Source organism: Streptomyces sp. VRA16 Mangrove soil, assembly GCF_017377775.1.
Taxonomy (GTDB): domain Bacteria; phylum Actinomycetota; class Actinomycetes; order Streptomycetales; family Streptomycetaceae; genus Streptomyces.
The window spans coordinates 517,873-543,645 of sequence record NZ_JAFVLN010000004.1 but is presented as its reverse complement, the minus strand read 5'-3'; the positions used below and the strand labels follow the sequence as shown (position 1 = coordinate 543,645).

Sequence of the window (25,773 nt, the reverse complement as noted above, 5' to 3'; positions counted from 1 at the left end):
TGTTCGGCAGAGCACAACTCCCATGGCGCAGGCCCCGCGTAGGCGTGTCCCTGCCCGCTCACCGGCAGGGACGCCTCGCGGAGCGATGCCGCGCGCATGACGAAGCCATCGTTCGGCTCATTCACAACAGTTCGGCTCATTCAACAGTGAGATGTGAGATGACAGAGACTTCACCCGCCCGGCCTTCTCGCCGCCGCCCCGCACTGCGAAGGCGGCCGGTCGCGCTCGGCGCCGCGGCCGTGGTGGTGGCGGGCGCCATCGCCCTTCCCGCGGTGGCCCGCGCGACGCAGGACGGCCCGGTCCGCACCGCCACGCTGCAACAGGAGTTCGCGCAGGCGGCCGAGGACTACCACGTCCCGCGGCACGTGCTGCTGGCCGTGGCCTACGAACAGTCGGCCTGGGAGACGCACCCGGGCCAACACAGCACCTCCGGCGGCTACGGCCCGATGCACCTGACGGACGTCACGGCGTCCATGATGGCGGGCGGCGCCGCGGGAACCGCCGGCCGCAAGGATGCCAAGAAGCTGGCGGACGACGACGCCCTGCACACCCTGCGCGCCGCTGCCGAGCTGACCGGCCTGTCGGCCCGTGCCCTGCGCGAGGACGCGGCGGCGAACATCCGCGGCGGTGCGGCGCTGCTCGCCTCCTACGAGAAGAAACTCCACGGCAGGCTGTCCGGCGACCCGGACGACTGGTGGGCAGCGGTCGCCCGCTACGGCCAGGCACGCGACCGGCAGGGCGCCGCCGCCTACGCCGACCGCGTCTTCGCCACGATGAAGAAGGGCGCCGCACGCAGAACGGCCGACGGTCAGCGTGTCCGGCTCGCCGCCGACCCCGCGGTCGCCCCGGCGCCCACGCAGCGCGGCGAGCTCGGGCTGCCGGCCGCGCCGGCCACGGCGACCGAGTGCCCATCGACCCTGGCCTGCACGTTCGTTGCGGCCCATCCGTCCAACGGACAGGTTGCCGACCGGCCCGCCAACGGCATCGACATCGACCAGATCGTCCTCCACGACACAGAGGGCTCCTACGCGTCCGCCGTCGCCAACGCCCAACTCCCGGGCACGGCCTCGGCACACTATGTGATCCGCTCCTCGGACGGGGCGGTCGTGCAGATGGTCCCCACCCAGAATCTCGCCTACCACGCAGGCAACTACGTCACCAACATGCACTCGGTCGGCATCGAGCACGAGGGCTTCGCCGCCCGGGGCGCCACCTGGTACACCGAGAGCCAGTACCAGGCCTCGGCCGAGCTGGTGAAGTACCTGGCCGAACGCTTCGACGTGCCGCTCGACCGGCAGCACGTCATCGGGCACGACAACGTCGTGGGCCCCAATTCCGCGCTCGCCTCGGGGGTGCACTGGGACCCGGGACCGTTCTGGGACTGGGAGCACTTCATGGACCTGCTGGGTGTACCCGTCCACGGCAGGCACGGTGTCGGTGAGATCGGGACCGCCGTGACCATCGCACCCGGATTCGCCCGCAACCAGAACACCGTGCACATCTGTCCCGACGACGACCCGAGCGGTGCCACGCCCGAGTGCGCCGACGTGCGGCGGCCGACGAACTTCGTGCAGCTGCGCACCGAACCCCGCCTGTCCGCACCGCTCTTCGGCGACCAGGCCCTGCACCCGGACGGACCCGGCACCACCCGGATCAACGACTGGGGCAGCACCGCCCAGGCCGGGCAGCAGTTCGTCGTCGCGGACAAGCAGGGCGACTGGACCGCCATCTGGTTCAGTGGCAGCAAGGTCTGGTTCCACAACCCGCACGGCCGGAACACCGTGCCGGCGCCCGATGCGACCGTCGTCGCCCCCGTGGGCGTCGAAGCGGTCAAGGTCTACGGCACCAGCTACCCGGACCCCGCCGAGATCCCGGCGGGACTGTCGCCGTCGACGCAGGCGCCGCTGAGCATGTACACCGTGCCGTCGGGCCAGGCCTACGTCACGACGGTGACGCCACGGTCGACCACCGACTACTTCCCGGCGGCCGCCAAGGTCGTCCACGGCGGCAAGAGGATGTACACCATTCAGTACGGCCACCGCACATCCCTGGTCTACGAGGTCGACATGAGGGTGAAGAGGCGCCCGCACGGGGCGCGTTGAGACCCCGGTCAGGGTGGGGCCACGGTGTCACATCGAGTGCCGGCGATCGGTCTACAGGGTGAAGACCGAGAGGAACAGAGGACACCGTGCGTGAGATCTTGATCGTGGGTGGCGGTTACGCGGGTTTCTACACCGCGTGGGGCCTGGAGAAGAAGCTGCGGAGGGGTGAGGCGCGCGTCACCGTCGTCGATCCCCGTCCGTACATGACGTACCAGCCGTTCCTGCCCGAGGTCGTGGCCGGTTCGGTCGAGGCCCGCCACGCGGCGGTCTCGCTCCGGCGCCACCTGCACCGTACGCGGCTGGTCGCGGGCTCGGTGACGGAGATCAGCCACGGTGCGCGCACCGTCACGGTCCGCCCGGAGTCCGGGCCGTCCTTCGACCTGCACTACGACGTGCTGGTGGTGACGGCGGGGGCGGTCACCCGGACCTTCCCGATCCCGGGGCTGAGCGACCAGGCGTACGGACTGAAGCACGTCGAGGAGGCGGTGGCGATCCGCGACCACCTGCTCACCTCGTTCGACCGCGCGGCCGGCCTGCCGCGCGGGCCCGAACGCAGCAAGCTGCTCACGGTCACCGTCGTCGGTGGCGGATTCTCCGGGGTGGAGGGGTTCGGTGAACTGCTGGCACTGGCGACGGCGCTGCTTGAGCAGTACCCGGAGATCGAAGCGGACGAGCCGTCCTTCCACCTGGTCGAGGCGCGGGACCGGATCCTGCCTGAGGTCACCGACGGGCCGGGCGCCTGGGTGGTGCGTTCACTGGAGGAGCGGGGGGCCCGGGTGCACCTGAACACCCAGCTGGTCTCCGCAGAGGACGGACGGGTCCGACTGTCGGACGGCACCGAGTATGACTCGGGCCTGCTGGTGTGGACGGCAGGCAACGCCGCCAACCCCATCGTGCACAACCACACCGACCTGCCCGTCGACGAGCGCGGCCTGCTGACCGTACGGGCGGATCTGCGGGTCACCACGGACACCGAGGTGGTGCCCGACGTCTGGGCGGCGGGTGACGACGCCTCGGTGCCCGATCTCGCGGCCGGTCGGCCGGGCGCCCGTACCGTCCCGAACGCCCAGCACGCAGTCCGGCAGGGCAAGCGGCTGGCGAAGAACATCCTGGCGACCCTGCGCGGCCGACCGGCGAAGGACTACGTCCACCACAGCCTGGGCGTCGTGGCCACCCTCGGCCTCGGCCGCGGCATCTTCCAGTACCGGCGCCTGGTCATCAAGGGCTTCCCGGCCTGGCTGATGCACCGTGGTTACCACGTCCTGGCCATACCGAGCTGGGAACGTAAGACGCGGGTGTTCGCCGTGTGGGCCACGGCCCTTCTCTACGGCCGCGACATCGTCTCGCTGCTCTCCGTGCAGCACCCGCGGGATGCCTTCGTCTCCCGCGGTGAACCACGCCCGAGCGGGTCGCCCGCGGAGCCCGAGGACCGGGTCAGGGCTTGACGGCGCGGTAGAGCCCGCGACCGGCCCGCTGGACGCGCGAGGCGCCGACCAGCCGGTCGAGAGTGCTGCGGACGGCGTTGATGCTGCCGCTGTCGACGTCGCGTCCCAGCGCGGACGCGACGTCGCGGGCGCGGACCTCCGCGTCCGGCGCCTTCGCGAAGTACGCCAGGATCTGCTCGGTCAGTTTTCCGTACGTCTTCTCGCTGTCGGCGCCGTCATCGCTGGGGACGGGCTTGGCGGCCGGGCGTCGTTCGGCCTTGCCGGCGGACGACGCGGCGCGCGCGCTCTTCGGCTTCGGCGCAGCCGGGACGTCCACGGGGGCGGGCGGGACGGGGGCCGGGACGGCGCCGGGCATCAGGGCCTGAAGGGCGTCGAGCGCCCGCTGCACCGAACCGAGGTGGGCGGTGACCGCGGCCAGTTCTCTCTCCAACGCCTGCTTCTGGATCTCCAGCCGGGCCAGATCCTCCTGGAGACTCTCGGCGGTGGTCTCGATGTTGCGAGCCGTCTGGGTCACGGAGCCCATGGATTCCCTCTCGTCCTCAACCCTGTGTCCTGGCGGGACCGCTCGATGTCCGGGTCCGCCACCCGGCACGGCACCGGGGGATGGTGCCGAACATCATAAGCAGTGGCCCCGCCCGGCCGAGAACAGAGTGGGTGGACCCGCGCAGAACACACCGTTGTCAGGGGGACGAGGTGTCGGCCCGTGTGGCCGGGCCGACACCTCGTACGGGCCGTCAGAGACGCCCCGTCGGTGACGGGGTGAGCCCCGTGCCGCTCCCTTCGTCCGACGCCGCCGCGCCCTCGCCGCCTGTGGGTACGGACCCCGGCAGCCGTCGGATCCGCTCGGAGACTGCGGAGATCTGGGCGTCCACCGCGTCGATCGCTTCCCGGAGCACCCCGAGTCGCCCCTCGAGCACGGCAGCCTCAGCGGCCAGGGAGACGGTGACGGCGGCGGGATCGGTCGGGCGGTCAGCGCTTTGCGTCATCCTCGTGTCCCTCCTCGGCCCGCGCCGGAACTGCGGTGGACGGGCTTCGGGGGACCAGCGGTCGCCCGGACGCGACTGGTGTCTGTCCCTGCCATGCTCCTCCTTCGTCGCCGCGGGGCCCGGGCGGTCCACCGCGAGCCGTCGGTACCGCATTGACCGGGTAGCGGTGGGAGCTGTGACAGCCCGCGCGTTACGGCAGTTCGCAGCCGGGGGCCGGGGCGTCCTCGGAGAAGGGGGCGCCGTGCGGCAGGACGTAGAGCACCTCCAGGACCACGTTCGTCGCCCCCCGGTTCTCGCCGATGTGCACATGATCCGCACCCGACGGCTCCTTCAGGTAACTGCCCTTCTTGTAGACGCCGTCGGACGCGCAGGAGGAGTCGAAGTGGCTCAGTGTGCCCTGCTTGACGTAGGCGTACAGGGTGCCGTCGTGGTAGTGCCACCCGGTCGCCTGGCCGGGCGGAATGGTGATCTCGCGGAGGATGTAGTCCGTGTCACCGATGGTCCGCTGGGCAAGGACTCGGCCGCTGACGCCGGGGCCGCCAGGGGTGGCCTGGGCGGTCCACGGAACGAGCGAGAGCCCTGCGAGGGAGGCTCCGACGACAGCTGTACGTGCTGCATTGCGCATGATGTTTCCCTTCGGAACGTGAGAGTGAGGGGCGGCCCGGGGGCACCCTGGTGGGCGGCCTGCTCACACAACACACTGTATTGCCACTAAGTGGGACGGAGGGGCCGGTGCTCGTACCACCGTGGGTTTCGTTGCGGAGATGTCAGCATCCCTCCCACTTCCGCGTGCTGCGGGATCACGGGTGGGTGAGCGGGGACCGGCGGGTACCGTTCCGAGCGGAAGGGAGAGTCGGTATGGAGCACATCGGTGACACTTTGCCGCTGACGGAACTGCTCGACGAGCGGCGGCATTTGGTGGAGGTCGCGCGGTGGATGCTGGGCGGCACGGTCGCGGCCGAGCGGGTCACCGACGAGGCGTATCGGGAGTGGTACGGACTCTCCGACGGTCAGCGGGCGCGTATCGGCGCGCCCGGGAGCTGGCTGACCCACGTCGTGGGCGGTCTCGCGCTGGCGCGGCTGTCCCCCTCCGGGCCGGACGGGGACGCGCGGGCTCGTGCGCTCCGCCGCGAGCCCTGTGACGACGGTCCTGAGCGCGAGGCCGGGGAGGTGCTGCTGCGGGCGGTGGGCGCGCTGTCCCCCGCGCAGAGAGCCGCGTTCGTGCTCGACGGCATCTTCGGCGCGGCACCGGGCGGTGGGGCGCGACCGGTGCGGGAGCGCACGGGCCCGGCCGACCCGGTGGACCCGGTGGTCGCGGCCCGTGCCGGTCTGCTCGCCCGGAACGGCCGGCCGTCATCCTCGGCGCCCCGGCAGGACGAGGTCGCTCGCGCCGTGCGCCAGGCCTGCGTCGACGGGGACCACGAGGGACTGCGAGCAGTGCTGGCCGACGACGGCATCGCGTGTTTCGACGGCGGGGGCAAGATACGCGCACTGACCACGCCCGTCACCGGCGGCGAGCACGTCGCGCGGAACCTGCTCACCCTGCTCTCCGGCCGGCAGGACCTCACCGTGGCCACCTGGCCGGTCAACGGACGCACCGGGCTGGTCGTCCGCCGGCACGAGCGGGTCGTCGCGGTGCTCACCCTCGACCTGATCGACTCCCGTGTCGCCCGGATCTGGGCTGTCCTCAACCCTGACAAACTGCGGTCGTGGAACAGCGTGGCTCCGCACTACATGTGATGAACCGTCAGACCGAAATGGGGGTCGCCTCACGGGTGTCCGCGCGGGAGCGCAGAAGAGCTGCGATCTTGCCCGGATTGAAGACCCACATCACCTGATGGATGCCCCGGTGCGTGGCCGCCACGGTCATGAAGGTCGAGGCGCGGCCGTCGCGGTACAGAAGGACTCCGGCGCGGCCGTTGGCTTCGACCCGCCGCACCTCGACCGTCGGCCAGAACCGTGGATAGGCGGTCGACAGGTTCGCCACACGGGCCCGGCCGAGCACCGGGACGCGGGCCGCCCCGCGCATGCCGTTCCCGTCCGACAGGCTGACCGCGTCGGGGGTGAGCAGGGCTTCCAGCGAGGCGACGTCCCCGTGCCGGGCCGCGGTGACGAACGCGTCGAGGAGCCTGCGGTGTTCGGCCGTGTCGACGCTGCCCCGCTGCTCCTCGGTGAGGTGCTTGCGGGCCCGGCTCACGATCTTGCGCACGTTGACGGGGCTGAGCCCCAGGATCTGCGCGATCTCCGGGTAGGAGTAGTCGAACGCCTCCCGTAGGACGTAGGCGGCGCGCTCGGTCGGCGGGAGCTTCTCAAGCACCAGCAGCAGGGCGAGTTCCAGCGCCTCCGCGCGTTCGGCGCCCGCCTGCGGGTCGTCGCTGGTGTCGATGGGTTCGGGCAGCCACGGACCGATGTAGGTCTCCCGGCGGACCCGGGCCGACTGGGCCACGTTGATGGCCAGTCGGGTCGTGGCGCTCGACAGGAAGGCCGCGGGGCTGACCACGACGGTCCTGTCGGTGTGCTGCCACCGCAGCCACACCTCCTGAACGACGTCCTCGGCCTCCACCGCGCTGCCCAGCACGCGATAGGCGATGCCGAAGAGCCGCGGCCGGAGCTTCACGAAGACGGACACGGCCTCATGCAGGTCGCCTTCCACGGTGATCGCCTCTGAGTGCATGTGCTCGGTCTCCGTTTCAGTTGCCGGTTTTTGTCGGAGGCGCGGGAAACCTCCGCCCCAACAGACCGGACACACCGGCACTTCGTTACAGACGCGCGACGCACTTTATGCCACACATTCCCGACCGGCCGCCGTTTGGGGCCCGGTGTCACACATGTGTTGATCCGTCGGTCCTAAACAGTGTTCGTTCCCGAGCAGGAGGTGTTCCATGGATTGGCGCGATGTGAGCCTGTGCCTACGAGAGGACCCTGATCTCTTCTTTCCGGTGGGCAATATCAGGAGCGGTCAGACGGCCCTTCAGATCGACGAGGCGAAGGCCGTCTGCCGCCGGTGCCCGGTGGTGGAGAAGTGTCTGTCGTGGGCCATCGACGCAGGCCCGGTCGAGGGCATCTGGGGCGGTACGACGGAAGGAGAGCGTCGCGCGCTGCGGCTACGGGCGATGCGCGGGCCGGCGGCACAAGAGGCCGCGTGAGGGCGGCCGCACGCACTTCAGGGTGGCCCCGGCACCGGGGCCACCCTGAAGTGCGTGCGGTGGGCAGCGGGCACGCCTCGACGCCTGCTGCCCTGCAACGGCTCAGCCCTGCTGCTGCGCCAGCCAGTCGGCGAAGCGGGTCTGCCCGATGTGTGCGTCAGGACCGGGCAGCAGGGTGTTCTCCTGCAACTCGGCGCCGAAGTACGGCGCGTGCACGTCGGACACGACCGTACGCGGGTCGTTCTTGGCGGCCAGACCCTTGCGGATCAGCTCGTCCAGCTGGAACACGTCGGGCCCCGCGATCTCCACCACGCCGTTGACGGGCGTGCCGACAGCGGTGCGGCCCACGGTCGCGGCCACGTCGTCGGAGACGACGGGACGGATCTTGACCGGAGCCAGACGCACGGTGTCACCGTCGGTCGCGGACTCGGCGATGCCCTTCATGAACTCGAAGAACTGCGTGGCGTGCACGATGGAGTACGGGATGCCCGAGTCCTTGATCAGCTCCTCCTGCGCCTGCTTGGCACGGAAGTAGCCGCTCTCCTGGAGCCGCTCCGTACCGACGACGGACAGGGCCACGTGGTGGGTGACACCGGCGTCCGCCTCCGCCTTGAGGAGGTTGGTGGTCGAGGTGCGGAAGAACTCCATCACCGCGTCGTCCGCGAAGGAGGGCGAGTTGGAGACGTCGATCACGACCGAGGCGCCCGTCAGGACCTCGGCGAGGCCCTCGCCGGTGAGCGTGTTGACACCGGTGTTGGGGGCGGCCGGCACGGCCTCGTGTCCGTGCTCCTTGAGCCGGGCGACCAGCTTCGAGCCGATCAGGCCGGTACCGCCGATGACGACGACCTTCATGGGGGAATCCTTTCGGTGGTGCGTGGGTGCCGCGAGGGCAGAACTTTCGGTTCACAAGGAAAGACCGGGTTCACCTGGTGCGTGTGACACCGTGCGGAGGTGGTCGGCCCCGTTCCCGGCTACTCGACGAGCTTTCCTTCGCTGGAGACCTCCGCCATGAGCGCGGCGATCTCCTCCGGAATGGCGGGAATGCTCTCGTGGGTGACGCCGGTGCTCGGGGACCAGACGAGGTTGACGCGGAAGGCCGGATCCGTCGCGGGGAAGTCGCTGCGGTTGTGGCAGCCGCGCGTCTCCCGGCGCTCCAGCGCGGCTTCGAGCGTGGCCCGTGCGGCCAGGGCTGCCGACTTCAGGTCGAAGGCGTGGGCGAGGTCCTGGAATCCGGCGATGTCCGGGTGGACCCCTACGTTCTCCATGCGTTTCTCGATGAGGTCCAGCTCCGCCAGACCGGCGCGCAGACCCTCATCGTCGCGGACGACGCCCGCGTGCTCGGTCATGGTGTTGCGGATGGCGCGTTGCAGGGCGCGGACGTTCTCGGGCCCGTCGGCGGCGAGGAGTTCGTCGACCTCGGCGCGGGCCTCGGCCACGGCGGCGGCGCTGCGGGGCTGAGCGGTGAGCGCGTCCGAGTAGGCGGCGGCCGCCCGGCCGGTGATCCGGCCGTAGACCAGAAGCTCGATGAGGCTGTTGCCGCCCAGGCGATTGGCGCCGTGCAGTCCACTCGACGCCTCGCCGATCGCGTACAGGCCGCGGACGTCGGTGCTGTGGTCCTCGGGGCGGACCCAGACACCGCCCATCGAGTAGTGGGCCGTGGGTGCGACCTCGATGGGCTCCCGGGTGATGTCGAGCATCTGGAGTTCCAGGAGGGTCTGGTAGACCCGCGGAAGCCGCGCCATGATCGTCTGGCGGGGCAGGTGCGAGACATCGAGCCAGACGCCGCCGTTGGGTGTCCCCCGGCCCTCCTTGATCTCGGTGTACGACGCGAGCGCCACGCGGTCGCGTGTGGACAGCTCCATGCGGTCGGGGTCGTAGCGGCTCATGTACCGCTCGCCGAGGGCGTTGCGCAGGACGCCGCCCTCACCCCGGGCCGCTTCGCTGACCAGCGTTCCGGCGGCGTTCTCCGGCTCGATGATGCCGGAGGGGTGGAACTGCACCAGTTCGGGGTCGCGCAGCCGGGCCCCGGCCTCGACCGCGAGGCGGAAGGAGTCGCCGGTGTTCTCGTCGCGTCGCGAGGACGTACGGCGCCAGATGCGGGTGTGGCCGCCGGCCGCGAGGACGACGGCGTCCGCGTGGATGAGGTAACGGGTGCCGTTGTTCAGGTCGAAGCCGTAGGCCCCGAACACCGCGCCGTCGTGGACCAGCAGACGGGTGATGTAGACGGTGTCGAGCATCGGGATGTTCAGCTGGCTCGCCCGCCGGATCAGCGCCCGCTGGATCTCCAGGCCCGTGTAGTCGCCGGCGAAGGCGGTCCGCCGGAACGTGTGGGCGCCGAAGAAGCGCTGGGAGATACGGCCGTCCTCCTCACGCGCGAAGGCCATCCCGTACCGCTCCAGGTCGTCGATGCCCAGGGCGGCGCCCCGGGTGACGATCTCGGCCGTACGGGGGTCACCGAGCAGATAGCTCTCCTTGAGCGTGTCGGCGGCGTGCTGCTGCCAGCTGTCCTCGGGGTCCATCGTGGCCAGGGCCGCGTTGATGCCACCGGCGGCCAGTGAGGTGTGGGTGTCCTCCTTGGGACGTTTGCCGACGGCGAGTACGTCGACACCGGCCTCGGCCAGCTCGATCGACGCCCGCAGGCCGGCTCCGCCGGTGCCGATCACCAGCACCGTGGTGGCAAGACGTTGTTCGGTAAGGGCCACGATCACTCCCGTCGCTCTGGGTGGGTCACGGACAAGTGACAGGCCCGGTCTGCGGTTTGTGACACGGGGACCGGTGTCGTGACGGTGAACACCAGCCGTGTCCAGGTGTCACACCTTTGCGGTGTCTTCGGTCACATGGATGAGCTCGAAGCCCGGAGAGGAGCAAGGGAATGACCTACGTCATCGCGCAGCCCTGTGTCGACATCAAGGACCGGGCGTGCCTGGCCGAATGCCCGGTGGACTGCATCTACGAGGGTGAACGCACCCTGTACATCGACCCCGGCGAATGCGTCGACTGCCATGCCTGCGAGCCGGTGTGCCCGGTGGAGGCGATCTTCGCGGAGGAAGAGCTGCCCCGGCACTGGGCGCACTACCGGGCCGTCAACGAGGAGTTCTTCGGCGACGGCCGGCCGCAACGGCGTGACCATCCGGTGGTCGAGGCTCTGCCGCCGCAGCACGTGCGCAAGAAGGAGATCTCCGGGTTCGCCGTCCGCAAGGAGGAAGCCGCCGACGCGGATCCGTGGTTCCCGCTCTGACGGGTCAGGGCGCGAGCGTGATGGTGATCGGGGTGCCCCGCCAGGCCATGCGGGCGTACGGGCACAGCGCGTCGGCCCGCTCCATCAGGCTCGTGGCCGTCTCGCGCGGGACCCCGGGCCATCGGACCACCAGGTCGACGTGGAGCAGATAGCCGCCGTCCCCGGGATCACGTCCGAACGCGACGGTCGCCAGGACGGTGACGGCCGTGGGATCGAGTGACTCCTGCCGCGCGAGAAGGCTCAGCACGCCGTGGAAACAGGCCGCGATTCCGGCCGCGAACAACTGCTCGGGATTGGTCCCCTCCCCGGTGCCGCCCAGCTCGGCGGGCATCCGCAGCTCCAGGTCCAGGGCGCCGTCCGAGGAACGCGCACGGCCGGACGCCCGTCCGTGCGCGGCCGCACCGCCGTCGACGGTCACCGTCGTCGTGTAGAGGGGAGCGAACTCGTCCCCGGCGAAGTCCTTCTTGGTGGACAGGTCGGGCAGCCGGATCGGATCGGTCATGGCAGGACTCCCGGTCGTCATGGTGAGGTTTCCGTGCTGCATGACCGGCGAACGGTTGTTCCTGTGACGCCGGCTGGCGCCGCGTCGCAGGGCCAGGAGCCGCCGTGGGCGGCTCAGTCCCGCAATGAGTCCACGTAGGGCGCCAGTTTGGCCGGGTTCAGCATCCACATGATCCGGTCGATGCCCGCCTCCGAGACGTCGAGCGACAGCAGGCCGACCGGTTCCCCCTCGGAGGAGATCAGCACGGCCGGCAGACCGTTCGCCTCGACCCATCGGATCTCCGTGCGCGCCCAGAAGCGCGGGGCGAAGGCCACGAGGTAGCGCGACACGTGAGTCCGTCCGAGCACCGGGATCCTGGAGGCACCGCGGATCCCGCCGCCGTCCGAGTAACTGACGACGTCAGCGGTCAGGATGTCCTCCAGGACCGAGAGATCGCCCGTCCGGGCCGCGGAGAGGAACACCTCGAGCAGACGCCGGTGGGCGACGCGCGTGACGCGCGCCGTGCGCTCGGCGGCCAGGTGTTTGCGGCCCCTGCTCACCAGTTGACGTGCGTTGGCCTCGGTCGTCTCCAGGATCTCGGCGATCCGGCCGTAGGGGTAGTCGAACGCCTCCCTCAGCACGTAGGCGGTGCGCTCCACGGGATTCAGCTTCTCCAGAAGCAGCAGCACCGCCAGTTCCAGGGCCTCGGCACGCTCCGCGCCCAGCTGCGGATCCTCCGTCGTGTCGACGGGATCGGGAAGCCACGGCCCGACGTAGGACTCCCGGCGCACGCGCGCGGACTGCGCCAGGTTGATCGCCAGCCGTGTGACGATCGTGGTCAGGAAGGCGGCCGGTTCCTTCACCTTCGTGCGGTCCGTGTTCTGCCACCGCACCCAGGTGTCCTGCACGACGTCCTCGGCCTCCACCGCGCTGCCCAGAACGCGATAGGCGATACCGAAGAGCTGAGGACGTACCGCGAGGAATTCCTTCGTCGCTCCGTCAAGTGTGTCGGGGCGGCTGCCGGCGTGCATAAGGGATCCCTTCTGGCCTTGTGCGCACCATGCTACAAGCGGCCACCGTGTGACCTTTCGCGGCCGACCACATGCGAGCGCTCGATGTACTTCCAGCAGCACACCGTGTCACGGATCGATCGCGTACGCGGTCATGACTGCGTACGGCAGCGGATCAGGAAGGTGCACCCAGTGGGGGAAATGTCGTCCGTGCGCACACCCGTCGACGTCGAACACGGCCTGCTCACGGTGCTCTTCGCCCTCGTCGCGGCGCACGCGCTGTGGCAAGGCATGCGGACCCGGGGCGTCGGACGCAGCGGCCGGGTGGATCACCTCCTGCACGGTGTCATGGCCGCGACCATGGCGGTGATGCCCTGGAGCCCCGGCCATCGGCTGTCCGGCCGGACAGCGGAGCTCCTGTTCACGGCCGCCGCGCTGTGGTTCCTCCTGACCGGCCTCGACCGCCGGGCCGCGCACACCGTCGCGGCGATCAGCGCACGTCTGCCGTCGGCGGTGGGCATGGCCGCGATGGCCTGGATGCTGCGCCCGTCCCACGACCGGGATCCTGTGGTCACAGCCGTGCTGACGGTCTATCTCCTGGCGTGTGCGCTCTGGTCGTTGACCCGACCCATGCCCTCGCTGCGGTCCGCCACCTGGAACGCGCACCGCACCGAGGGGGCGGATCCGTATGCCCGGACGCGCCATGGGGCGATGGCGTTGGGGACCGCGCTGATGCTGCTGATGCCCCACTGAGCTTGTCCGTCATGGTCCGCGTCGCCCCGGGGACGGGTCAGGGCGTGCTCCTTGAGCGTGGGCTTCCGCCGCCCCATGACGTGGTCGGAGCGCATCCGTCCCCGCACCCGACCGGCAGGTCGGCCACGCGGCGGAGCCGGATACTGACGTCGACCGCCATGGCGCAGATGCCTCAGCCGGCGAGCAGGGCCCGCATCCACTGGTCTTCGCGTTGCTCGATGTATGCAGCGTCGTTGTGCCAGGCGTCGCCGTGGCCTTCGGCCCACGGTCCTGCCCAGGGCTGGGCTCCTCGGGCTGCCCGGTCGCGCAGGAAGTCGTGCAGGGAACGCGTACGGCGCCCCAGTAGCGCGACCGACCGACGACGTCCGGAATCATCGAGAGCGTAGGCGTCGGCGAAGACGCGCAGTCGGTCCGCCGCGGTCCACCGTCCCTGTCGATGAAGGCCCACCGTGGCTCGTCCGCGACCACGAGGTTTCAGGGGGCCAGGTCGTTGTGGGGCGATGATGTCACTGTCCTCGGCCGGGCTCAGCGTCCGCCACCACGCGCCGGACGGTGGCGTGAAGTCCTGCACGGCGTCGTGGAAGTTTTGGATCAGCCGCGCCCCGCGAGCCAGTTGTCGAGCGGGTTCCATCGGCGAGAACCGGTCGGGCCAGACCACATGATCACCCCATTGAGCAAGGAGCGAGCGGCAGAGTGGGGACGGAGGTTGGAGAACAAGCTGAGAGCGTGATCGCGAACCTCCCGTCACAGCGTGCCGACAACCGCCTTGCCGCGCATCAGGAAGTCCGACAGATAGCTGTCGTGGGGTATGCCGGGCGCCATCCAGTAGGTCGGGTGGTCGCCGACGTGCACATTGGCGACGGTGGGTTCCGCCACCAGCCTGTCGAGCAGGCTCCGGTCGCGGGTGAGGGCCGTGAGCACGAGGGTGTCTCGCAGCGGAGCGGTGCCGTCCGTCCGGTTCCAGGGGGCCACCCATACGCAGGGAAAGGGCAGTTCGGTCCGCAGCTGCTCGGCGCCGGCACTGGCGGCCTGGTGAACTGCCGGGCGCAGCACGGCACTTCCGTCGCCCAGATCCTCCACTATGCCGTCGCCGCCGAGCCAGGGCCGGGTCCCGGCCGCCACCAACCGCAGATAGGAGTCGAGGGCCCGGGCCCGCTCCAGGCCGCACACCGGAAGTACCGCCCGCTGGTCCTGGGGTGGCAGGGAGGGCAGTGAGGACAGACTGGCAGCGAGGGCCTCGGCGAGCGGTGCCGGATCGCCCTCGACGAGCACGGCGGTGGCGTTGACGCACGCGGTGCCGCCTTCGTCGGCGACCGACGCGACGATCGTGTCGAGGTGCGCGCGCCAGTCGGTGTCCGCCGTGACGAGGATCTTGCTCCGGCCCGGCCCCTGGGGCAGCACGCGGGGATCGCCCGCGTACCGGGCGACGACGTCGTCGCCGCCGTACACCACCGTGCGGTCGGCGCCGCGGATCAGCATGTCGGCGGCCCGGTGGTCCGTGGGCAGCAGCACCAGTTGGTCCTGTCGGACACCCACCCGATGCAGCGCCGCGACCAGCCGGTGCGGGGTGAACGGCTCGCGCCGCGACGGGCGTACGGCCACGCGGTAGCCGAGAGCCAGGGCTTCCAGCCACAGCCGGTGGACGCCGGGGTGGTTGCCGGAGGCGTTGACGGCGAACACATCGCCGCGCCGTGCCCAGACGGCGTGCCCGGCGTCCATGTGTGCAAGGCCCGCGAACGTCCCGCGCGGCCTGCCCTGTTCCGCGGACGAACGCGCCAGGGCGACGAAGCGCGCCGTGCCCCGGGTCGCGGCGCGCACCACCGGGAGCGGCGTCCCGGCCGTACGGCTGACGAGGTCCTCGTATGCGGGTACGTCCAGGCCGCCGACGGTGCCCGAGGCGAACTCCTCGGCGGCCGCCGCAAGGAGCGTGTCGACCTGGGCCGCCGGTACGGGCTCGGCCCCGCGCAGCGCGGACAGCGCCCGGGTCACGTACACCGGCGGCACCAGGCTCAACCGCGCCACCTCTGCGCCGGTCACGTCGTGCACCGTGCTCGGCACCCGTGTCCGGTAGGGGCCGCGGGGACCCAGCGCGTCCAGCTGAACCGGCTGCGGATGCGGGGGAGTCGGCATCAGTACACGTCCTCGATCACCCGGTCGCCCTCGACCACGGAGACCGGCGCGACATCGGCGACGGCGTCCCCCGCCTGCCCCTCCGCCGGCCGCACTCGGACGGCCGTGTCGCGTTCCGCGTTGTTCGGGATGAGCATGGACCTGCTGACATGACTGACGATCACCTGGCCACGTTCGCCGAACCCGACCGGTTCCCGGGTGCCCGGCGTCACGACCGACAGGAACACGTACGGCGACACCGGGTCGAACACACAGGGCTCGTCGGGGCCGAGCCCGACGCGTTCCAAGAGCGCGGTGAGCATCATGGTGTTGCCGTACATGCCGATCAGGGCGCTGTCTGGGAAGACGTCCGTGGCCAGCAGGTGGCGGGTGTCCGGGTCCATGTGCGTCCCGCCCCAGACGATGGCCCGGACCGAGCCGTTGATGCGCTCCAAAAGGTCGTCCTCGCGGGCGAAGCGCTCCAACAGCGGAGTGGTGGCGGCGAGTACGCCGACGGTCTGCGTCGACAGGATCCGTCGGCACTGGTCGACGAGGTGGTCCGTGTAGGACTCGACCTCGTCCTCACGACCTGCGGCGATCAGCTTCTTCACCCACCGCGGATCCATGTCGACGCTCAGCGCCGGGCCGCCCAGCGAGCGCGCCGCCCGTTGCAGGACGTCCCCCACCAGGTGCGGGCCGGTCGGCGCCACGGTCAGCCACTGCGCGCCGACGGGCAGGCCGTGGGCGCGCAGCCGTCGGTCGATGTGCGCCGTGCTGTGCCACACCCAGTCGTCGAGCTGGATGACCCGCTTCGGAGCCCCGGTCGTCCCGCCGCTGTCGAAGACGTTGACGAGACGGACGCCGCTGCCGTAGCCACGGGGGACCAGGTCCGCCACGGGGACCACGCGCAGTTCGTCGGTCAGATCGGGGAAGAGGGACAGATCGGCGACGCCCTTGACGTCGTGCCGGGGGTCGAAGGCGAGGCGGCCGGCCCGGTCCAGCCAGAAGCGCGAGCCGGTCGCGGGGTCGAAGTGCCAGCGCATGGCGGCTCGTACGTACGCGTCCGGGTCGACGTCGTCGAACGGCCCGGCGTCCAGGACGGCAAGGGGTTCGGGGGCCATGACTGGTCCTCTCCAGGCGGATCGTCGAAGGAGGGTGCGCGAGGGGCGTGTCAGGTGGCGCCTCACGGAACGAGGCTCTCCAGGGGGACCCCGGGGTCGGCGAGCGCGTCGTCGTCGGTCTCCGTGCCGGACTCGACGAGGGACCGGACCGTGTCGATGACGTCCCACACGTTGACGCTCATGCCGGCCAGGACCCGCTTGCCGGACATCCAGAAGGCGATGAAGCGCCGCTCGTCCCGCGCTCCGCGGAAGACGACCCGGTCGTAGCCGCCCGGCTCCACATACCCGGTGTACTCCATACCGAGGTCGTACTGATCGGTGTAGAAGTACGGCAGCCGGTCGTACTCGGCCTTCATGTCCAGCATGCTCAGCGCGGCGGTGCGCGGCTGGTGCAGTGCGTTGGCCCAGTGCTCCACGCGCACATGGCGGCCGAGCCGCGGGTGGTAGGCGTTGGCGACGTCGCCGGCGGCCCAGATGCCCTCGGCGGAGGTCCGCAGACGCGCGTCCGTGACGATGCCGTTGCGCACGTCCAGGCCCGCCTCCTCGGCCAGCCGTACGTTGGGTGTGATGCCCACTCCGACCACCACGGCGTCCGCGGGCAGTCGGGTGCCGTCGGCGAGCACGACGCCGTTCACGCGTCCGCCCGTTCCGGTGATGCGCTCGATCTCGGCCCGGGCACGCAGATCGACACCGTGGTCGCGGTGCAGGCCGGCGAAGACCTCGGCGGCCTCGCGCCCCAGGACCTTGAGGAGAGGCAGTTCGCCATGTTCGAGCACGGTCACGTGCGCCCCGGCCGTCCGGGCGGCCGCCGCCGTCTCCAGGCCGATCCAGCCGCCGCCGACCACCACGATCCGAGAGCCCTCGGTGAAGGCGGCCCTGAGCCGGTCGCTGTCGCCCAGGCGCCGCAGGTACAGCACGTTGTCCAGGTCCGCGCCGGGGACGGACAGGTGCCGGGGCGTGGAACCGGTCGCCAGGAGCAGCCGGTCGTAGCGGACGCGGCTGCCGTCGTCGAGGCGCACCGTGCCGCCCGGCCGGTCGACGGACGTCACGGTCCGGCCGAGCAGCAGGTCGACCTCGTTCGTCCCGTACCAGTCCTCGGGGTGCACATGGACCGACTCACGGTCCTCCTTGCCCAGCAGATAGCCCTTGGACAGCGGTGGCCGGATGTACGGCCGTTCCTGTTCGTCGCCGATGACGACGAGGGGTCCGTCGTGACCGTGCGCGCGCAGTTCCTCCGCGGCCTTGCCGGCGGCCAGGCCGCCCCCGACGATCACGAACGTCTTCACACGTGACATGTTGATTCCAGTCCCAGAAGGTGTGGTGCGGTCGTCCAACAGACCGGGTGGCGAAGCCAGTTGTGACAGGTGGACGGAGGCGGGACACCCGGTGTCCCACGGCTCATGAGCGGTGCCGGAGGCTGACGGCGAGCAGTTCCGAGTCCTCGTATCCGGGCAGCGGGACGAATCCGTGCGGAGCCAGCTCGCCGATGAGCCGGGAGCGGGTCGCGGGCCACATCCAGAACGTCTCGGTGTGCCGCCGCAGCACGTCCTCACCGCCTCTGACCCAGTAATCGGCCCGGGCGCGGATGCGGTAGCCGACGGCCGACATCGTCATGCGCCCGCCGTAGGTGTGCGCGCCGACGCGCTGGTCCGTCAACAGGCGCACGACGGTGCGGACGGGGAGCCGGGCCGGCGGCAACTGCACGAACAGCGAACCGCCAGGGGTGAGGGCCGCGCCGATGGCGGGCCACAGCCTCTCGCGTACGGCGGGCGCAAGGCAGCCCACCACGTTGTGACAGACGGCCACGTCCGCGACCGCGTGCAGCGCCGCCTCGTCCAGGGAGCGCGGGTGCACGGTGACCCGGCTCCGCTGCTCGGAAGGAAGGGCGGCGAGCCGGGTCAGCAGAGACGTGCGCATGGCGCGGGCCGGCTCGACCGCGTGCACGTCGGCCCAGGAGTCGGCCAGGGCCAGCATCGTCACCCGCCCGGTGCCGGCCCCGATGTCCAGCACGCCGCGGCGCGCCGTCGCGACCTCGCGGCCGTAGAGGCGACGGACCCGCGCCTCGTCCGCGTCGGCCTGGAGGATGTCGTAGAACTCCGCGGTGACCGCGTAGGAATCGGATTCCCGTCGGATGTCCGACGGTCCGCTGATGACAGTGTGCATGCCCGGCATGACAACGTATGGGCAGTGTGTGTGACAGCGAGGGTGAGCGATCGCATCACGGGCCGCTGTCACAGAAGCACACGGTGCGCAGTCAATGATCCGGCTCCGTCCGCGCCCTTCCATGAGCGGACCGGTGGCCCCGAAACCGTCGTGAAACCGTCGTGAGAGCGGAGTACGTCGTCATGACCGCGCGTTCCCCGAAAGTATGGCTGCCCGCGCAGTTCGGCCGGCTCGCCGATCTGCCCCCGGGCCTCGACTACGCCCGTTGGGACGGCCGTTCGGGCTATCCCACGGACCCGGCGGAGGTCGAGTTCTACGTCCCTCCGCTGACCAAGGACATCGCCGTCATCGCAGGGCCGCTCGCCCGGATGGCCCGGCTGCGGGCGGTGCAGGCGCTCAGCGCCGGGACCGACGAACTGCGGGCGGCGCTGGCCCGGCTGCCCCGCGAGGTGACCTTGTGCAGCGCGAAGGGAGTTCCGGCCGCCGGCACGGCGGAGCTGGCCCTGGCGTTGATCCTCGCCGGCCTGCGGGGCATACCGGAGTCGCTCCGCGCCCAGAACCGGGAGGACTGGTCCCCACAGACCTTCTCGTCCCTGTACCGGCGATCCGTGCTCATCGTCGGGTACGGGGCCGTCGGCTCCGCCCTGGAGGAACTCCTGACACCCTTCGGCTGCGCCGTCACCCGCGTCGGGCGGGAGGACCGGGAAACGCCCCGGGGGCCGGTGCGCTCGGTACGGATGCTGCCCGAACTCGCCGCGGACGCGGATGTGATCGTGCTGTCCACCCCGCTGACCACGGCGACCCGTGGGCTCTTCGACGCCGGTCTGCTGTCCCGCATGAAGGACGGCGCTCTGCTCGTCAACGTGTCCCGGGGCGCGGTCGTCGACACCGACGCCTTGGTGAAGGAGGTGCACGGGGGCCGGCTACGGGCCGCCCTCGACGTGACCGACCCCGAGCCGCTCCCGCCGGGGCACCCGCTCTGGACCGCGCCCGGCGTCCTGATCACCCCGCACGTCGGCGCGTTCACCCCCGACCTGTGGCCTCGTCTCGAAGCGCTCGTCCGACGCCAGTTGGTCCGGTTCGCCGCGGGTGAGGAGCTGGAGAACATCGTCACACGCTGACGTCGGCCCGCCCGAAGGTGTCACACCTTTGCGGTCGTCCCGGTCTTGACTGGGACGAATCGGCTTCGCGAAACGAATGGTGACGAGATGGGCAACGACAGTCGGCCTACCGAGCCGGAACAGCGGCGCGGGGGAGAGCGACTCGCCTCGTGGGCGGACAGCAGGACGGGCCTGCGCGCACCGCTGCGCTCCGCACGGCGGCTGGTCTTCCCGGACCACTGGTCGTTCCTGCTCGGCGAGATCGCGCTCTACAGTCTCGTCATCCTGCTGATCACGGGTGTCTACCTCAGCCTCTACTTCCACCCCTCCGCCGACCTCGTGGTCTACGACGGCCGGTACGCGCCGTTGCGGGGTCAGTTGGTGTCCCGGGCCTTCGACTCGACCCTGCACCTCTCCTTCGACGTCCGCGGCGGTCTCCTCGTCCGCCAGGCGCACCACTGGGCGGCGCTGGTCTTCGTGGCCGCGGTGTTCGCGCACCTGATGCGGGTCTTCTTCACCGGCGCGTTCCGCAAGCCGCGCGAGCTGAACTGGGTGCTCGGGTTCCTGCTGCTTGTCCTGGCCATGTTCGCGGGCCTGACCGGCTACGACCTGCCCGACGACCTACTGTCCGGAACCGGCCTTCAGGTCGTCAACGGCACACTGCTGTCGGTCCCGATCGTCGGAACCTACTTGTCGTTCTTCCTCTTCGGCGGCGAGTTCCCCGGCGAGGACCTGATCGCCCGTTTCAACACCCTGCACACGCTGGTCATCCCCGCGCTGTTGGTCCTGCTCCTGGCCGGCCACGTGGCACTGGCCGTGCGCCACCGGCACACGCAGTACCCGGGGCCGGGCCGCACCGAGAAGAACGTCGTCGGCCTTCCGTTCGCGGTGCATGCCGTCAAGTCCGCCGGCTACTTCTGCCTCGTCTCCGGCGTGATCTTCATCATGGCCGCCGTGGCCCAGATCAACCCCGTGTGGGACTACGGCCCCTTCCGCCCCGACCAGGTCTCCGCCGGATCCCAGCCGGACTGGTACATGGGCGTCGCGGACGGCCTGCTGCGCGTCATGCCCGGCTGGGAGATCGACCTGTGGGGTCACACGCTGGCCCTGGACAACTTCCTTCCCCTGCTGGCCGGGATGCTGCTCTTCCTGGCGATGGGCGCCTATCCCTTCCTGGAAGCGTGGGTCACCGACGACGACCGGGACCACCATCTGCTGGACCGCCCCCGCAACCGCCCGGTGCGGACCGCCCTGGGGGTGGCCTGGCTCAGCGTCTACGCGGTGGCACTCATCGGCGCCGCCAACGACGTGATCGCCACCCGCCTGCACGTCTCCGTCAACTCCGTGACCTGGACCGTGCGCGTCGGCCTGTTCGTCGCCCCGGTACTGGCCTTCGTCCTCACCAAGCGCCTCGCGCTCGCCCTGCAACGGCGCGACCGCGACAAGGTGCTGCACGGGCGCGAGACCGGCGTCATCAAGCGTCTGCCGCACGGCGAGTACGTCGAGGTCCACGAGCCCCTCGACCAGGCGCAACTGCACACCCTCACCGCCCACCAGCAGTACCGGCCGCTGGAGGCCGGGCCCGAGCCGGGCCCCGCCGGCTCCGTGCCCGCCCGCACCCGTCGCCTGCGCGTCGCGCTCAGCCGCGCCTTCTACGGACCGGGCACCCAGATCCCCAAGCCCTCGCCGACCGAGCACAAGGAACTCACCGGCCGGCACCGGCCCTGAGCCGAAGCGGCCGCACCGGCATCCCGGCGGACGGTCCGTCGGCCGACGGACCGTCCGCCGGGACCCTCGCCCGCCCCCCGTCCGGGAGACGCGGGCACCGATCACCGAATCCCGATCACCCATCCTCAACTCCGTCCGAAAGGACATCGCCATGAACCGAACCACTCGTACCGGCCGAACCACCCGTACCGGCCGGACCCGTACCGCTCTCACAGCCCTCGCCACCGCGAGCGTCTTCGCCGGGCTGCTCGTCACCACCACCGGGTCGGCCGCCGCCGACAAGGGCGCCGCCACCGAGGCGCCCAAGCCCACCGTCGTGCTCGTCCACGGCGCGTTCGCCGACGCCACCAGCTGGAACGACGTCATCCGCAGGCTGCGGCACGACCACTACCCGGTGGTCGCCGTCGCCAACCCGCTGCGCTCCCTGAGCGGCGACTCCGCCTATCTCAGGGACGTCCTGGCCGGCATCGACGGTCCCATCGTCCTGGCCGGACACTCCTATGGCGGCTCGGTGATGAGCAACGCCGCCACCGGCAACGCGAACGTCAAGGCGCTCGTCTACCTTGCGGCCTTCCTCCCGGAGAAGGGCGAGAGCGCCGCCGACCTGGCGGCCAAGTTCCCCGGCAGCACCCTCGGCGACGCGCTGCGCCCGGTGCCGACCACCAACGCCGACGGCTCCCCGGTCAACGACCTGTACATCCGGGACGAAGCGTTCCATCACCAGTTCGCGGCGGACGTGCCCCGCGCCAAGACGGACCTGATGGCCGTCACGCAGCGGCCGATCACCGACGCCGCCCTGGCCGAGGGCGCGGCCGAACCGGCCTGGAAGACCATCCCGTCCTGGGTCCTGGTCGCCACGCAGGACCGCAACATCCCGGCCGCGACACAGGAGTTCATGGCCGAGCGGGCCCACGCCCACACCTCGAAGGTACGAGCCTCGCACGCGGTGAGCGTCTCGAAGCCCGGGAAGGTCACCGAGGTCATCGAGGACGCCGCCCACTCGGTGCGCTGACCCCGACACGGCTCTTCGTGTGTCACAGCCGGCCGGTGCGGCCGGTCAGGTGTGGGCGACCCGCCCCACCGGCCGACGGCCCGGCGGGCCACCTCCCGCACCGGTACCGGATGTGCAAGGACGAACTCATGCGCCGCGAACCGCGGATCACACCGACAGGCCCCGCCGACCTCGCCCGCACCGTGGCACTGCACCGCCGCTGCTCGCCGCAGACTCTGTGGAGTCGCTACCACCGGGCGATGCCCGACCCCGCCATCTACCTGCCCGGCTTGCTGAACCGCCCCGGCTCGGTCCACCTGGCGGTGCGGGACGCTACGGGTCGCCACATCGCCGTGGGCCACCTGATGCCGGATCACTCCGCGGTGGAGGCCGCGCTGCTGGTCGAGGATGCCTGGCAGGGTCGCGGACTCGGGACCCGGCTGCTGCGGCGTCTTGCGGGGTACGCGCTCGGCGGCGGCTGGGAGACCCTCTACGGGCTGTTCCTGCCCGGCGACGAACGGATCGACGCGATCCTGCGCCACGCGGATGTTCCCGTGCACCGTACGCAGGAAGGCGACTCCGTCACCGCGTGGGCCTGGACCCGCGACCTCGCGGACCGGGGCGCAGGCCCGGCGACGACCGGGGCCTCGACGCCGACGCCGTCGTGAAGGCCTTTCAGATCGCGACACGACCGGCAGCGCCCCGTCGTAACGAGGGAGGCCGCGCCGGAGTTCATGAGGCGATCGGCGGCCGGTGAGGCCTCGACGCGTCGCCGGGCACAGTCGCAACCGAACCCGGTGGACCTGCCGCTTTCCGCTGCCTGCGATCGCGACGTGAGCGGAAGCCTTGGTGTCGTTGACCCGGATCCGGTCCTGGACCTCAGTGACGACCGGCCATGGACGGTGCCGGCGGCTGTCCGAAACCGGACGTCCTGCTCATCGGGTCGTTGAGGCCTCAACACCGTTCTGCTACAACGTCGTGCCTCACGTTCAGATCACACACCGGGGTACTCATGTCTTCGCAGCCACCTCCGCCGTCGCAACCTGGCCCCGGAGGCCGGCCGCCCACCCCTGATGGTGCGACAACCCCACCCTCTCAACCACCGCCGTACGGGCCGGTTCCCCAGCCGACGCCGGCTGCCCCCGCGCTCCCGCCCGAGAAGCCCTGGTATCGCAACTCGGTCATCATGGCGGCACTCATCCCCACCGTAGTGTTCGGAGGACTGGCCACCTACCTCGCCGTGAACGCAAACAAGAGCAGCGAAACCAGCGCAACGGCGGACAAGGAAACCAATGAGCGCGAGAAGGAGGCCAAGGAAAGGGAGGAGGCCATCGCCAACGGTGCACCCATCAAAATCACCGCCGGCGAGTCTCCGATCTTGAACTACCGGTTCGCGTTCGAGAAGGCCACCTACGACTTTCCGGACGTCGCCAACAGCACTGTCTGGGACCACGAGTTCAACGCCTGGCTCACGAAGAACGGGGCGCGATGACCTGAACCGACGGGACATGCATGGAACGCTCGTTCTCCCGCCGGTCATGGGTGGACCGGGGGAGGACGTGGAGCGGGACGTACTGGGCTTCGACGTCGGCCAGTACGACGCCCTGCACGCCTATCGAATGGAGCGCGGCTACCCCAAAATCGGGGCGCCGGGCAAGGGCACCGATACAGAGATCGCTCTTGGAAGAAGCTTCTACAAGAAGCCCATCGTGATGGAGCAGAACGACGCCCGCACATTCGATGTCTACTTCGCCTCGAACAAGGACTGCACGTTCGGGCTCGACGTCAACGTGACGGTGGACTCCACCGACACCTGGGTGACGGTTCCCGTGGGATTCTCGTGGGACAAGAGGGACACCTATACGGCCATCGCGGGGCCGGACGAGCCCTACGACACTCTGGTGCGACCCAAGGCCGATGGTTCAGGAATGGAGGCCGGAAACGCGATGCGGGAGGGCGGGGTTCCCGGCGTTGCGATCACCGTGAACGACGTGCCCTAAAGCACGCCGGGGCGGGACATGGACACGACTGGCCCGCGTCCCCTTCCCGCAGGAAGAGGACGCGGGCCGCGCTGTTGGGCTCCTCGGCCTACGCCACGGTGTCGGCGTACAGATCGTCCTCGAACACCGCTGCCTCCAGGATCGCCTTCACCGAGGTCAGGTAGCGGGCCGCGTCCGCCCCGTCCACCAGCCGGTGGTCGTACGACAGCGACAGGTGCACCAGGTCCCGGATGGCGATGACCTCGTCGTCGCCGTCGCGCACGACCGCCGGACGCCGGACCGTGGCTCCCACCCCCAGGATCGCGGCCTCCTTCGGCGGCACGATGACGGTGTCGAACAGGGCGCCGCGCGAACCGGTGTTGGAGATCGTGAAGGTTGCGCCCGTCACGTCGTCGGGGGTGAGGTGTCTGCCGCGGGCCCGCTCGGCCAGGTCGTGGACGGCTCGGGCGAGCCCAGTGACCGTCAGGTCACCGGCCGCCTTGACGACCGGGGTCATCAGGCCGTCCTCCGTGTCGACCGCGATGCCGATGTTCTCGGTGTCGAAGTACGTGATGGTCCCCGCGGCCTCGTCGATCCGCGCGTTGACGACGGGGTGCGCCCGCAACGCCTGGGCGGCGGCCTTGATGAAGAACGGCAGCGGCGACAGCTTGAGTCCCTCGCGGGCGAGGAAACCGTCCTTCGCCCGGCTGCGCAGCCGCATGAGCCGCGTGACGTCGACCTCCACCGTGGTGGTCAGCTGCGCTTGCTCCTGGAGCGCCTGCTTCAGGTTGTTGCCGATGGCACGGCGTATGCGGGTGATCGGCACCGTACGGCCGCGCAGGGTGGCGGTGGCTTGAGGAACGGCGGGGGGAGAGGGCTCAACTGGATGTGCCGGAACGGCAGTTGGAGCAGGGGTCGGTGCTGCGGCTAGGGCCGGAGCCGGAGCCGGAGCCGGAGCCGGAGCCGGAGCCGGAGTCGGAGCCGGAGCCGGAGCCGGAGTCGGGGCAGGTGTCGGTGCCGGGGCAGGTGTCGGCGTGCTGGGCCCCGCGGTGGGCGTGGGCGGTACGGCCGCGGCGGGAGCCGGTGGTGTGGGTGGTGTGGGTGGTGCGGCAGGTGCGGGAGCCGGGGCCGTCGGTGCCTCGTCCGATGCGCCGATGACGCCGAGCGCGGCGCCGACCTCGACCGTCTCGTCCTCCGCTGCGACGATCTCCAGCAGGACACCGCCGGCCGGGGCAGGGATCTCCGTGTCGACCTTGTCGGTGGAGACCTCCAGTAGCGGTTCGTCGGCCTCGACGCGCTCGCCCACCTGCTTCAGCCAACGGGTCACGGTGCCTTCGGTGACGGATTCACCGAGCGCGGGCAGGGTGACGGAAACCGTCATGATGTCCTCAACTCCTCATGGCCGGCGGGCGCGACGCGAC

Annotated in this window: 24 protein-coding genes and 1 pseudogene; 12 read left to right on the top strand and 13 right to left on the bottom strand. The window is 70.6% G+C overall.

Annotation, left to right across the window (positions count from 1 at the left end; translation table 11 throughout):
- Positions 1-158: 158 nt before the first annotated feature.
- A complete protein-coding gene (locus J3486_RS14710) occupies positions 159-2,102 on the top strand; it encodes an N-acetylmuramoyl-L-alanine amidase (protein ID WP_207820731.1) in 1,944 nt (647 codons plus the stop codon).
- 86 nt (positions 2,103-2,188) lie between these two features.
- Complete coding sequence (locus tag J3486_RS14705; RefSeq protein WP_207820730.1) at positions 2,189-3,547, top strand: NAD(P)/FAD-dependent oxidoreductase; 1,359 nt, start codon at positions 2,189-2,191, stop codon at positions 3,545-3,547.
- Here J3486_RS14705 and J3486_RS14700 read toward each other — a convergent pair.
- The 3 genes from J3486_RS14700 to J3486_RS14690 all read right to left on the bottom strand — a co-directional run bounded on the left by J3486_RS14700 (position 3,537) and on the right by J3486_RS14690 (position 5,158).
- Positions 3,537-4,070, bottom strand: a complete 534-nt coding sequence (locus J3486_RS14700; RefSeq protein WP_207820729.1) for a hypothetical protein — start codon at positions 4,068-4,070, stop codon at positions 3,537-3,539. The genes J3486_RS14705 and J3486_RS14700 overlap by 11 nt on opposite strands.
- Positions 4,071-4,281: 211 nt before the next feature.
- Positions 4,282-4,533 carry a hypothetical protein gene (locus tag J3486_RS14695; RefSeq protein ID WP_229377988.1) on the bottom strand — a complete coding sequence of 84 codons (252 nt, stop codon included), beginning with the start codon at positions 4,531-4,533 and terminating at the stop codon, positions 4,282-4,284.
- Positions 4,534-4,723: 190 nt separating this feature from the next.
- Entirely contained in the window at positions 4,724-5,158 is a 435-nt protein-coding gene (locus J3486_RS14690) for a cupin domain-containing protein (protein WP_207820728.1), read from the bottom strand.
- 233 nt (positions 5,159-5,391) lie between these two features.
- On the opposite strand from J3486_RS14690, the gene J3486_RS14685 reads away from it, so the two are divergent.
- Entirely contained in the window at positions 5,392-6,273 is an 882-nt protein-coding gene (locus J3486_RS14685) for an RNA polymerase subunit sigma (RefSeq protein ID WP_207820727.1), read from the top strand.
- Between the two features lie 7 nt (positions 6,274-6,280).
- Here the strand turns inward: J3486_RS14685 and J3486_RS14680 are convergent, their stop codons facing one another.
- Positions 6,281-7,207 carry an RNA polymerase sigma-70 factor gene (locus J3486_RS14680; protein ID WP_207820726.1) on the bottom strand — a complete coding sequence of 309 codons (927 nt, stop codon included), beginning with the start codon at positions 7,205-7,207 and terminating at the stop codon, positions 6,281-6,283.
- A 208-nt stretch (positions 7,208-7,415) separates the two neighbouring features.
- On the opposite strand from J3486_RS14680, the gene J3486_RS14675 reads away from it, so the two are divergent.
- Positions 7,416-7,679: a WhiB family transcriptional regulator gene (locus tag J3486_RS14675; protein WP_207820725.1), complete on the top strand. Its 264-nt coding sequence runs from the start codon at positions 7,416-7,418 to the stop codon at positions 7,677-7,679.
- Positions 7,680-7,781: 102 nt separating this feature from the next.
- Here J3486_RS14675 and J3486_RS14670 read toward each other — a convergent pair whose 3' ends face one another.
- Positions 7,782-8,531, bottom strand: coding sequence for an SDR family oxidoreductase (locus tag J3486_RS14670; protein WP_207820724.1), 750 nt, complete (start codon positions 8,529-8,531; stop codon positions 7,782-7,784).
- 119 nt (positions 8,532-8,650) lie between these two features.
- Positions 8,651-10,381 carry an L-aspartate oxidase gene (locus tag J3486_RS14665; protein WP_207820723.1) on the bottom strand — a complete coding sequence of 577 codons (1,731 nt, stop codon included), beginning with the start codon at positions 10,379-10,381 and terminating at the stop codon, positions 8,651-8,653.
- Between the two features lie 170 nt (positions 10,382-10,551).
- Here J3486_RS14665 and fdxA point away from each other — a divergent pair.
- Positions 10,552-10,839, top strand: a pseudogene (fdxA, locus tag J3486_RS14660) (ferredoxin); the annotation flags it as partial.
- Between the two features lie 82 nt (positions 10,840-10,921).
- Here fdxA and J3486_RS14655 read toward each other — a convergent pair.
- Together J3486_RS14655 and J3486_RS14650 are read right to left on the bottom strand one after the other, a co-directional pair.
- On the bottom strand, positions 10,922-11,419 hold the full coding sequence (locus tag J3486_RS14655) for an Ohr family peroxiredoxin (protein ID WP_207820721.1): 498 nt from the start codon (positions 11,417-11,419) through the stop codon (positions 10,922-10,924).
- A 113-nt stretch (positions 11,420-11,532) separates the two neighbouring features.
- Positions 11,533-12,429 carry an RNA polymerase sigma-70 factor gene (locus J3486_RS14650; RefSeq protein WP_207820720.1) on the bottom strand — a complete coding sequence of 299 codons (897 nt, stop codon included), beginning with the start codon at positions 12,427-12,429 and terminating at the stop codon, positions 11,533-11,535.
- Between the two features lie 180 nt (positions 12,430-12,609).
- On the opposite strand from J3486_RS14650, the gene J3486_RS14645 reads away from it, so the two are divergent.
- Complete coding sequence (locus J3486_RS14645; RefSeq protein WP_207820802.1) at positions 12,610-13,161, top strand: DUF5134 domain-containing protein; 552 nt, start codon at positions 12,610-12,612, stop codon at positions 13,159-13,161.
- 744 nt (positions 13,162-13,905) lie between these two features.
- Here J3486_RS14645 and J3486_RS14640 read toward each other — a convergent pair.
- From J3486_RS14640 to J3486_RS14625, 4 genes are all read right to left on the bottom strand, one after another.
- Complete coding sequence (locus J3486_RS14640) at positions 13,906-15,291, bottom strand: aldehyde dehydrogenase family protein (protein WP_207820719.1); 1,386 nt, start codon at positions 15,289-15,291, stop codon at positions 13,906-13,908.
- Positions 15,291-16,391 (bottom strand): phenazine antibiotic biosynthesis protein, encoded by a 1,101-nt coding sequence (locus J3486_RS14635; protein WP_207820718.1) that lies wholly within the window; start codon positions 16,389-16,391, stop codon positions 15,291-15,293. The genes J3486_RS14640 and J3486_RS14635 overlap by 1 nt, the downstream gene beginning before the upstream one ends.
- 62 nt (positions 16,392-16,453) lie before the next feature.
- The gene (locus J3486_RS14630) at positions 16,454-17,686 is read right to left on the bottom strand and encodes an NAD(P)/FAD-dependent oxidoreductase (RefSeq protein ID WP_207820717.1); all 1,233 of its coding nucleotides are present in this window, start codon (positions 17,684-17,686) and stop codon (positions 16,454-16,456) included.
- A 103-nt stretch (positions 17,687-17,789) separates the two neighbouring features.
- Positions 17,790-18,554 carry a class I SAM-dependent methyltransferase gene (locus J3486_RS14625; RefSeq protein ID WP_207820716.1) on the bottom strand — a complete coding sequence of 255 codons (765 nt, stop codon included), beginning with the start codon at positions 18,552-18,554 and terminating at the stop codon, positions 17,790-17,792.
- Positions 18,555-18,736: 182 nt separating this feature from the next.
- On the opposite strand from J3486_RS14625, the gene J3486_RS14620 reads away from it, so the two are divergent.
- The 6 genes from J3486_RS14620 (at position 18,737) to J3486_RS14595 (ending at position 24,373) form a co-directional block, all read left to right on the top strand.
- Entirely contained in the window at positions 18,737-19,675 is a 939-nt protein-coding gene (locus tag J3486_RS14620; RefSeq protein ID WP_207820715.1) for a 2-hydroxyacid dehydrogenase, read from the top strand.
- An 87-nt stretch (positions 19,676-19,762) separates the two neighbouring features.
- Positions 19,763-21,382, top strand: coding sequence for a ubiquinol-cytochrome c reductase cytochrome b subunit (locus J3486_RS14615; protein WP_207820714.1), 1,620 nt, complete (start codon positions 19,763-19,765; stop codon positions 21,380-21,382).
- Between the two features lie 151 nt (positions 21,383-21,533).
- Positions 21,534-22,394 (top strand): alpha/beta fold hydrolase, encoded by an 861-nt coding sequence (locus J3486_RS14610; protein WP_207820713.1) that lies wholly within the window; start codon positions 21,534-21,536, stop codon positions 22,392-22,394.
- 128 nt (positions 22,395-22,522) lie between these two features.
- Positions 22,523-23,041, top strand: a complete 519-nt coding sequence (locus J3486_RS14605; RefSeq protein ID WP_229377987.1) for a GNAT family N-acetyltransferase — start codon at positions 22,523-22,525, stop codon at positions 23,039-23,041.
- A gap of 518 nt (positions 23,042-23,559) precedes the next feature.
- The gene (locus J3486_RS14600) at positions 23,560-23,865 is read left to right on the top strand and encodes a hypothetical protein (RefSeq protein ID WP_207820712.1); all 306 of its coding nucleotides are present in this window, start codon (positions 23,560-23,562) and stop codon (positions 23,863-23,865) included.
- Between the two features lie 67 nt (positions 23,866-23,932).
- Complete coding sequence (locus tag J3486_RS14595; protein ID WP_207820711.1) at positions 23,933-24,373, top strand: hypothetical protein; 441 nt, start codon at positions 23,933-23,935, stop codon at positions 24,371-24,373.
- 88 nt (positions 24,374-24,461) lie between these two features.
- On the opposite strand, the gene J3486_RS14590 is transcribed toward J3486_RS14595, so the two are convergent.
- Positions 24,462-25,733 carry a 2-oxo acid dehydrogenase subunit E2 gene (locus tag J3486_RS14590; RefSeq protein ID WP_207820710.1) on the bottom strand — a complete coding sequence of 424 codons (1,272 nt, stop codon included), beginning with the start codon at positions 25,731-25,733 and terminating at the stop codon, positions 24,462-24,464.
- Between the last annotated feature and the right edge of the window lie 40 nt (positions 25,734-25,773).

What these genes read in the sequence shown, in the direction of transcription:
- J3486_RS14670 (WP_207820724.1), bottom strand. Translation starts at nt 8,531, where the DNA reads ATGAAGGTCGTCGTCATCGGCGGTACCGGCCTGATCGGCTCGAAGCTG.
- J3486_RS14610 (WP_207820713.1), top strand. Translation starts at nt 21,534, where the DNA reads ATGAACCGAACCACTCGTACCGGCCGAACCACCCGTACCGGCCGGACC.
- J3486_RS14690 (WP_207820728.1), bottom strand. Translation starts at nt 5,158, where the DNA reads ATGCGCAATGCAGCACGTACAGCTGTCGTCGGAGCCTCCCTCGCAGGG.
- J3486_RS14650 (WP_207820720.1), bottom strand. Translation starts at nt 12,429, where the DNA reads ATGCACGCCGGCAGCCGCCCCGACACACTTGACGGAGCGACGAAGGAA.
- J3486_RS14615 (WP_207820714.1), top strand. Translation starts at nt 19,763, where the DNA reads ATGGGCAACGACAGTCGGCCTACCGAGCCGGAACAGCGGCGCGGGGGA.
- J3486_RS14685 (WP_207820727.1), top strand. Translation starts at nt 5,392, where the DNA reads ATGGAGCACATCGGTGACACTTTGCCGCTGACGGAACTGCTCGACGAG.
- J3486_RS14605 (WP_229377987.1), top strand. Translation starts at nt 22,523, where the DNA reads ATGCGCCGCGAACCGCGGATCACACCGACAGGCCCCGCCGACCTCGCC.
- J3486_RS14695 (WP_229377988.1), bottom strand. Translation starts at nt 4,533, where the DNA reads ATGACGCAAAGCGCTGACCGCCCGACCGATCCCGCCGCCGTCACCGTC.
- J3486_RS14700 (WP_207820729.1), bottom strand. Translation starts at nt 4,070, where the DNA reads ATGGGCTCCGTGACCCAGACGGCTCGCAACATCGAGACCACCGCCGAG.
- J3486_RS14625 (WP_207820716.1), bottom strand. Translation starts at nt 18,554, where the DNA reads ATGCACACTGTCATCAGCGGACCGTCGGACATCCGACGGGAATCCGAT.
- J3486_RS14635 (WP_207820718.1), bottom strand. Translation starts at nt 16,391, where the DNA reads ATGGCCCCCGAACCCCTTGCCGTCCTGGACGCCGGGCCGTTCGACGAC.
- J3486_RS14645 (WP_207820802.1), top strand. Translation starts at nt 12,610, where the DNA reads ATGTCGTCCGTGCGCACACCCGTCGACGTCGAACACGGCCTGCTCACG.
- J3486_RS14680 (WP_207820726.1), bottom strand. Translation starts at nt 7,207, where the DNA reads ATGCACTCAGAGGCGATCACCGTGGAAGGCGACCTGCATGAGGCCGTG.
- J3486_RS14590 (WP_207820710.1), bottom strand. Translation starts at nt 25,733, where the DNA reads ATGACGGTTTCCGTCACCCTGCCCGCGCTCGGTGAATCCGTCACCGAA.
- J3486_RS14620 (WP_207820715.1), top strand. Translation starts at nt 18,737, where the DNA reads ATGACCGCGCGTTCCCCGAAAGTATGGCTGCCCGCGCAGTTCGGCCGG.
- J3486_RS14710 (WP_207820731.1), top strand. Translation starts at nt 159, where the DNA reads ATGACAGAGACTTCACCCGCCCGGCCTTCTCGCCGCCGCCCCGCACTG.
- J3486_RS14630 (WP_207820717.1), bottom strand. Translation starts at nt 17,686, where the DNA reads ATGTCACGTGTGAAGACGTTCGTGATCGTCGGGGGCGGCCTGGCCGCC.
- J3486_RS14640 (WP_207820719.1), bottom strand. Translation starts at nt 15,291, where the DNA reads ATGCCGACTCCCCCGCATCCGCAGCCGGTTCAGCTGGACGCGCTGGGT.
- J3486_RS14600 (WP_207820712.1), top strand. Translation starts at nt 23,560, where the DNA reads ATGGCGGCACTCATCCCCACCGTAGTGTTCGGAGGACTGGCCACCTAC.
- J3486_RS14655 (WP_207820721.1), bottom strand. Translation starts at nt 11,419, where the DNA reads ATGACCGATCCGATCCGGCTGCCCGACCTGTCCACCAAGAAGGACTTC.
- J3486_RS14675 (WP_207820725.1), top strand. Translation starts at nt 7,416, where the DNA reads ATGGATTGGCGCGATGTGAGCCTGTGCCTACGAGAGGACCCTGATCTC.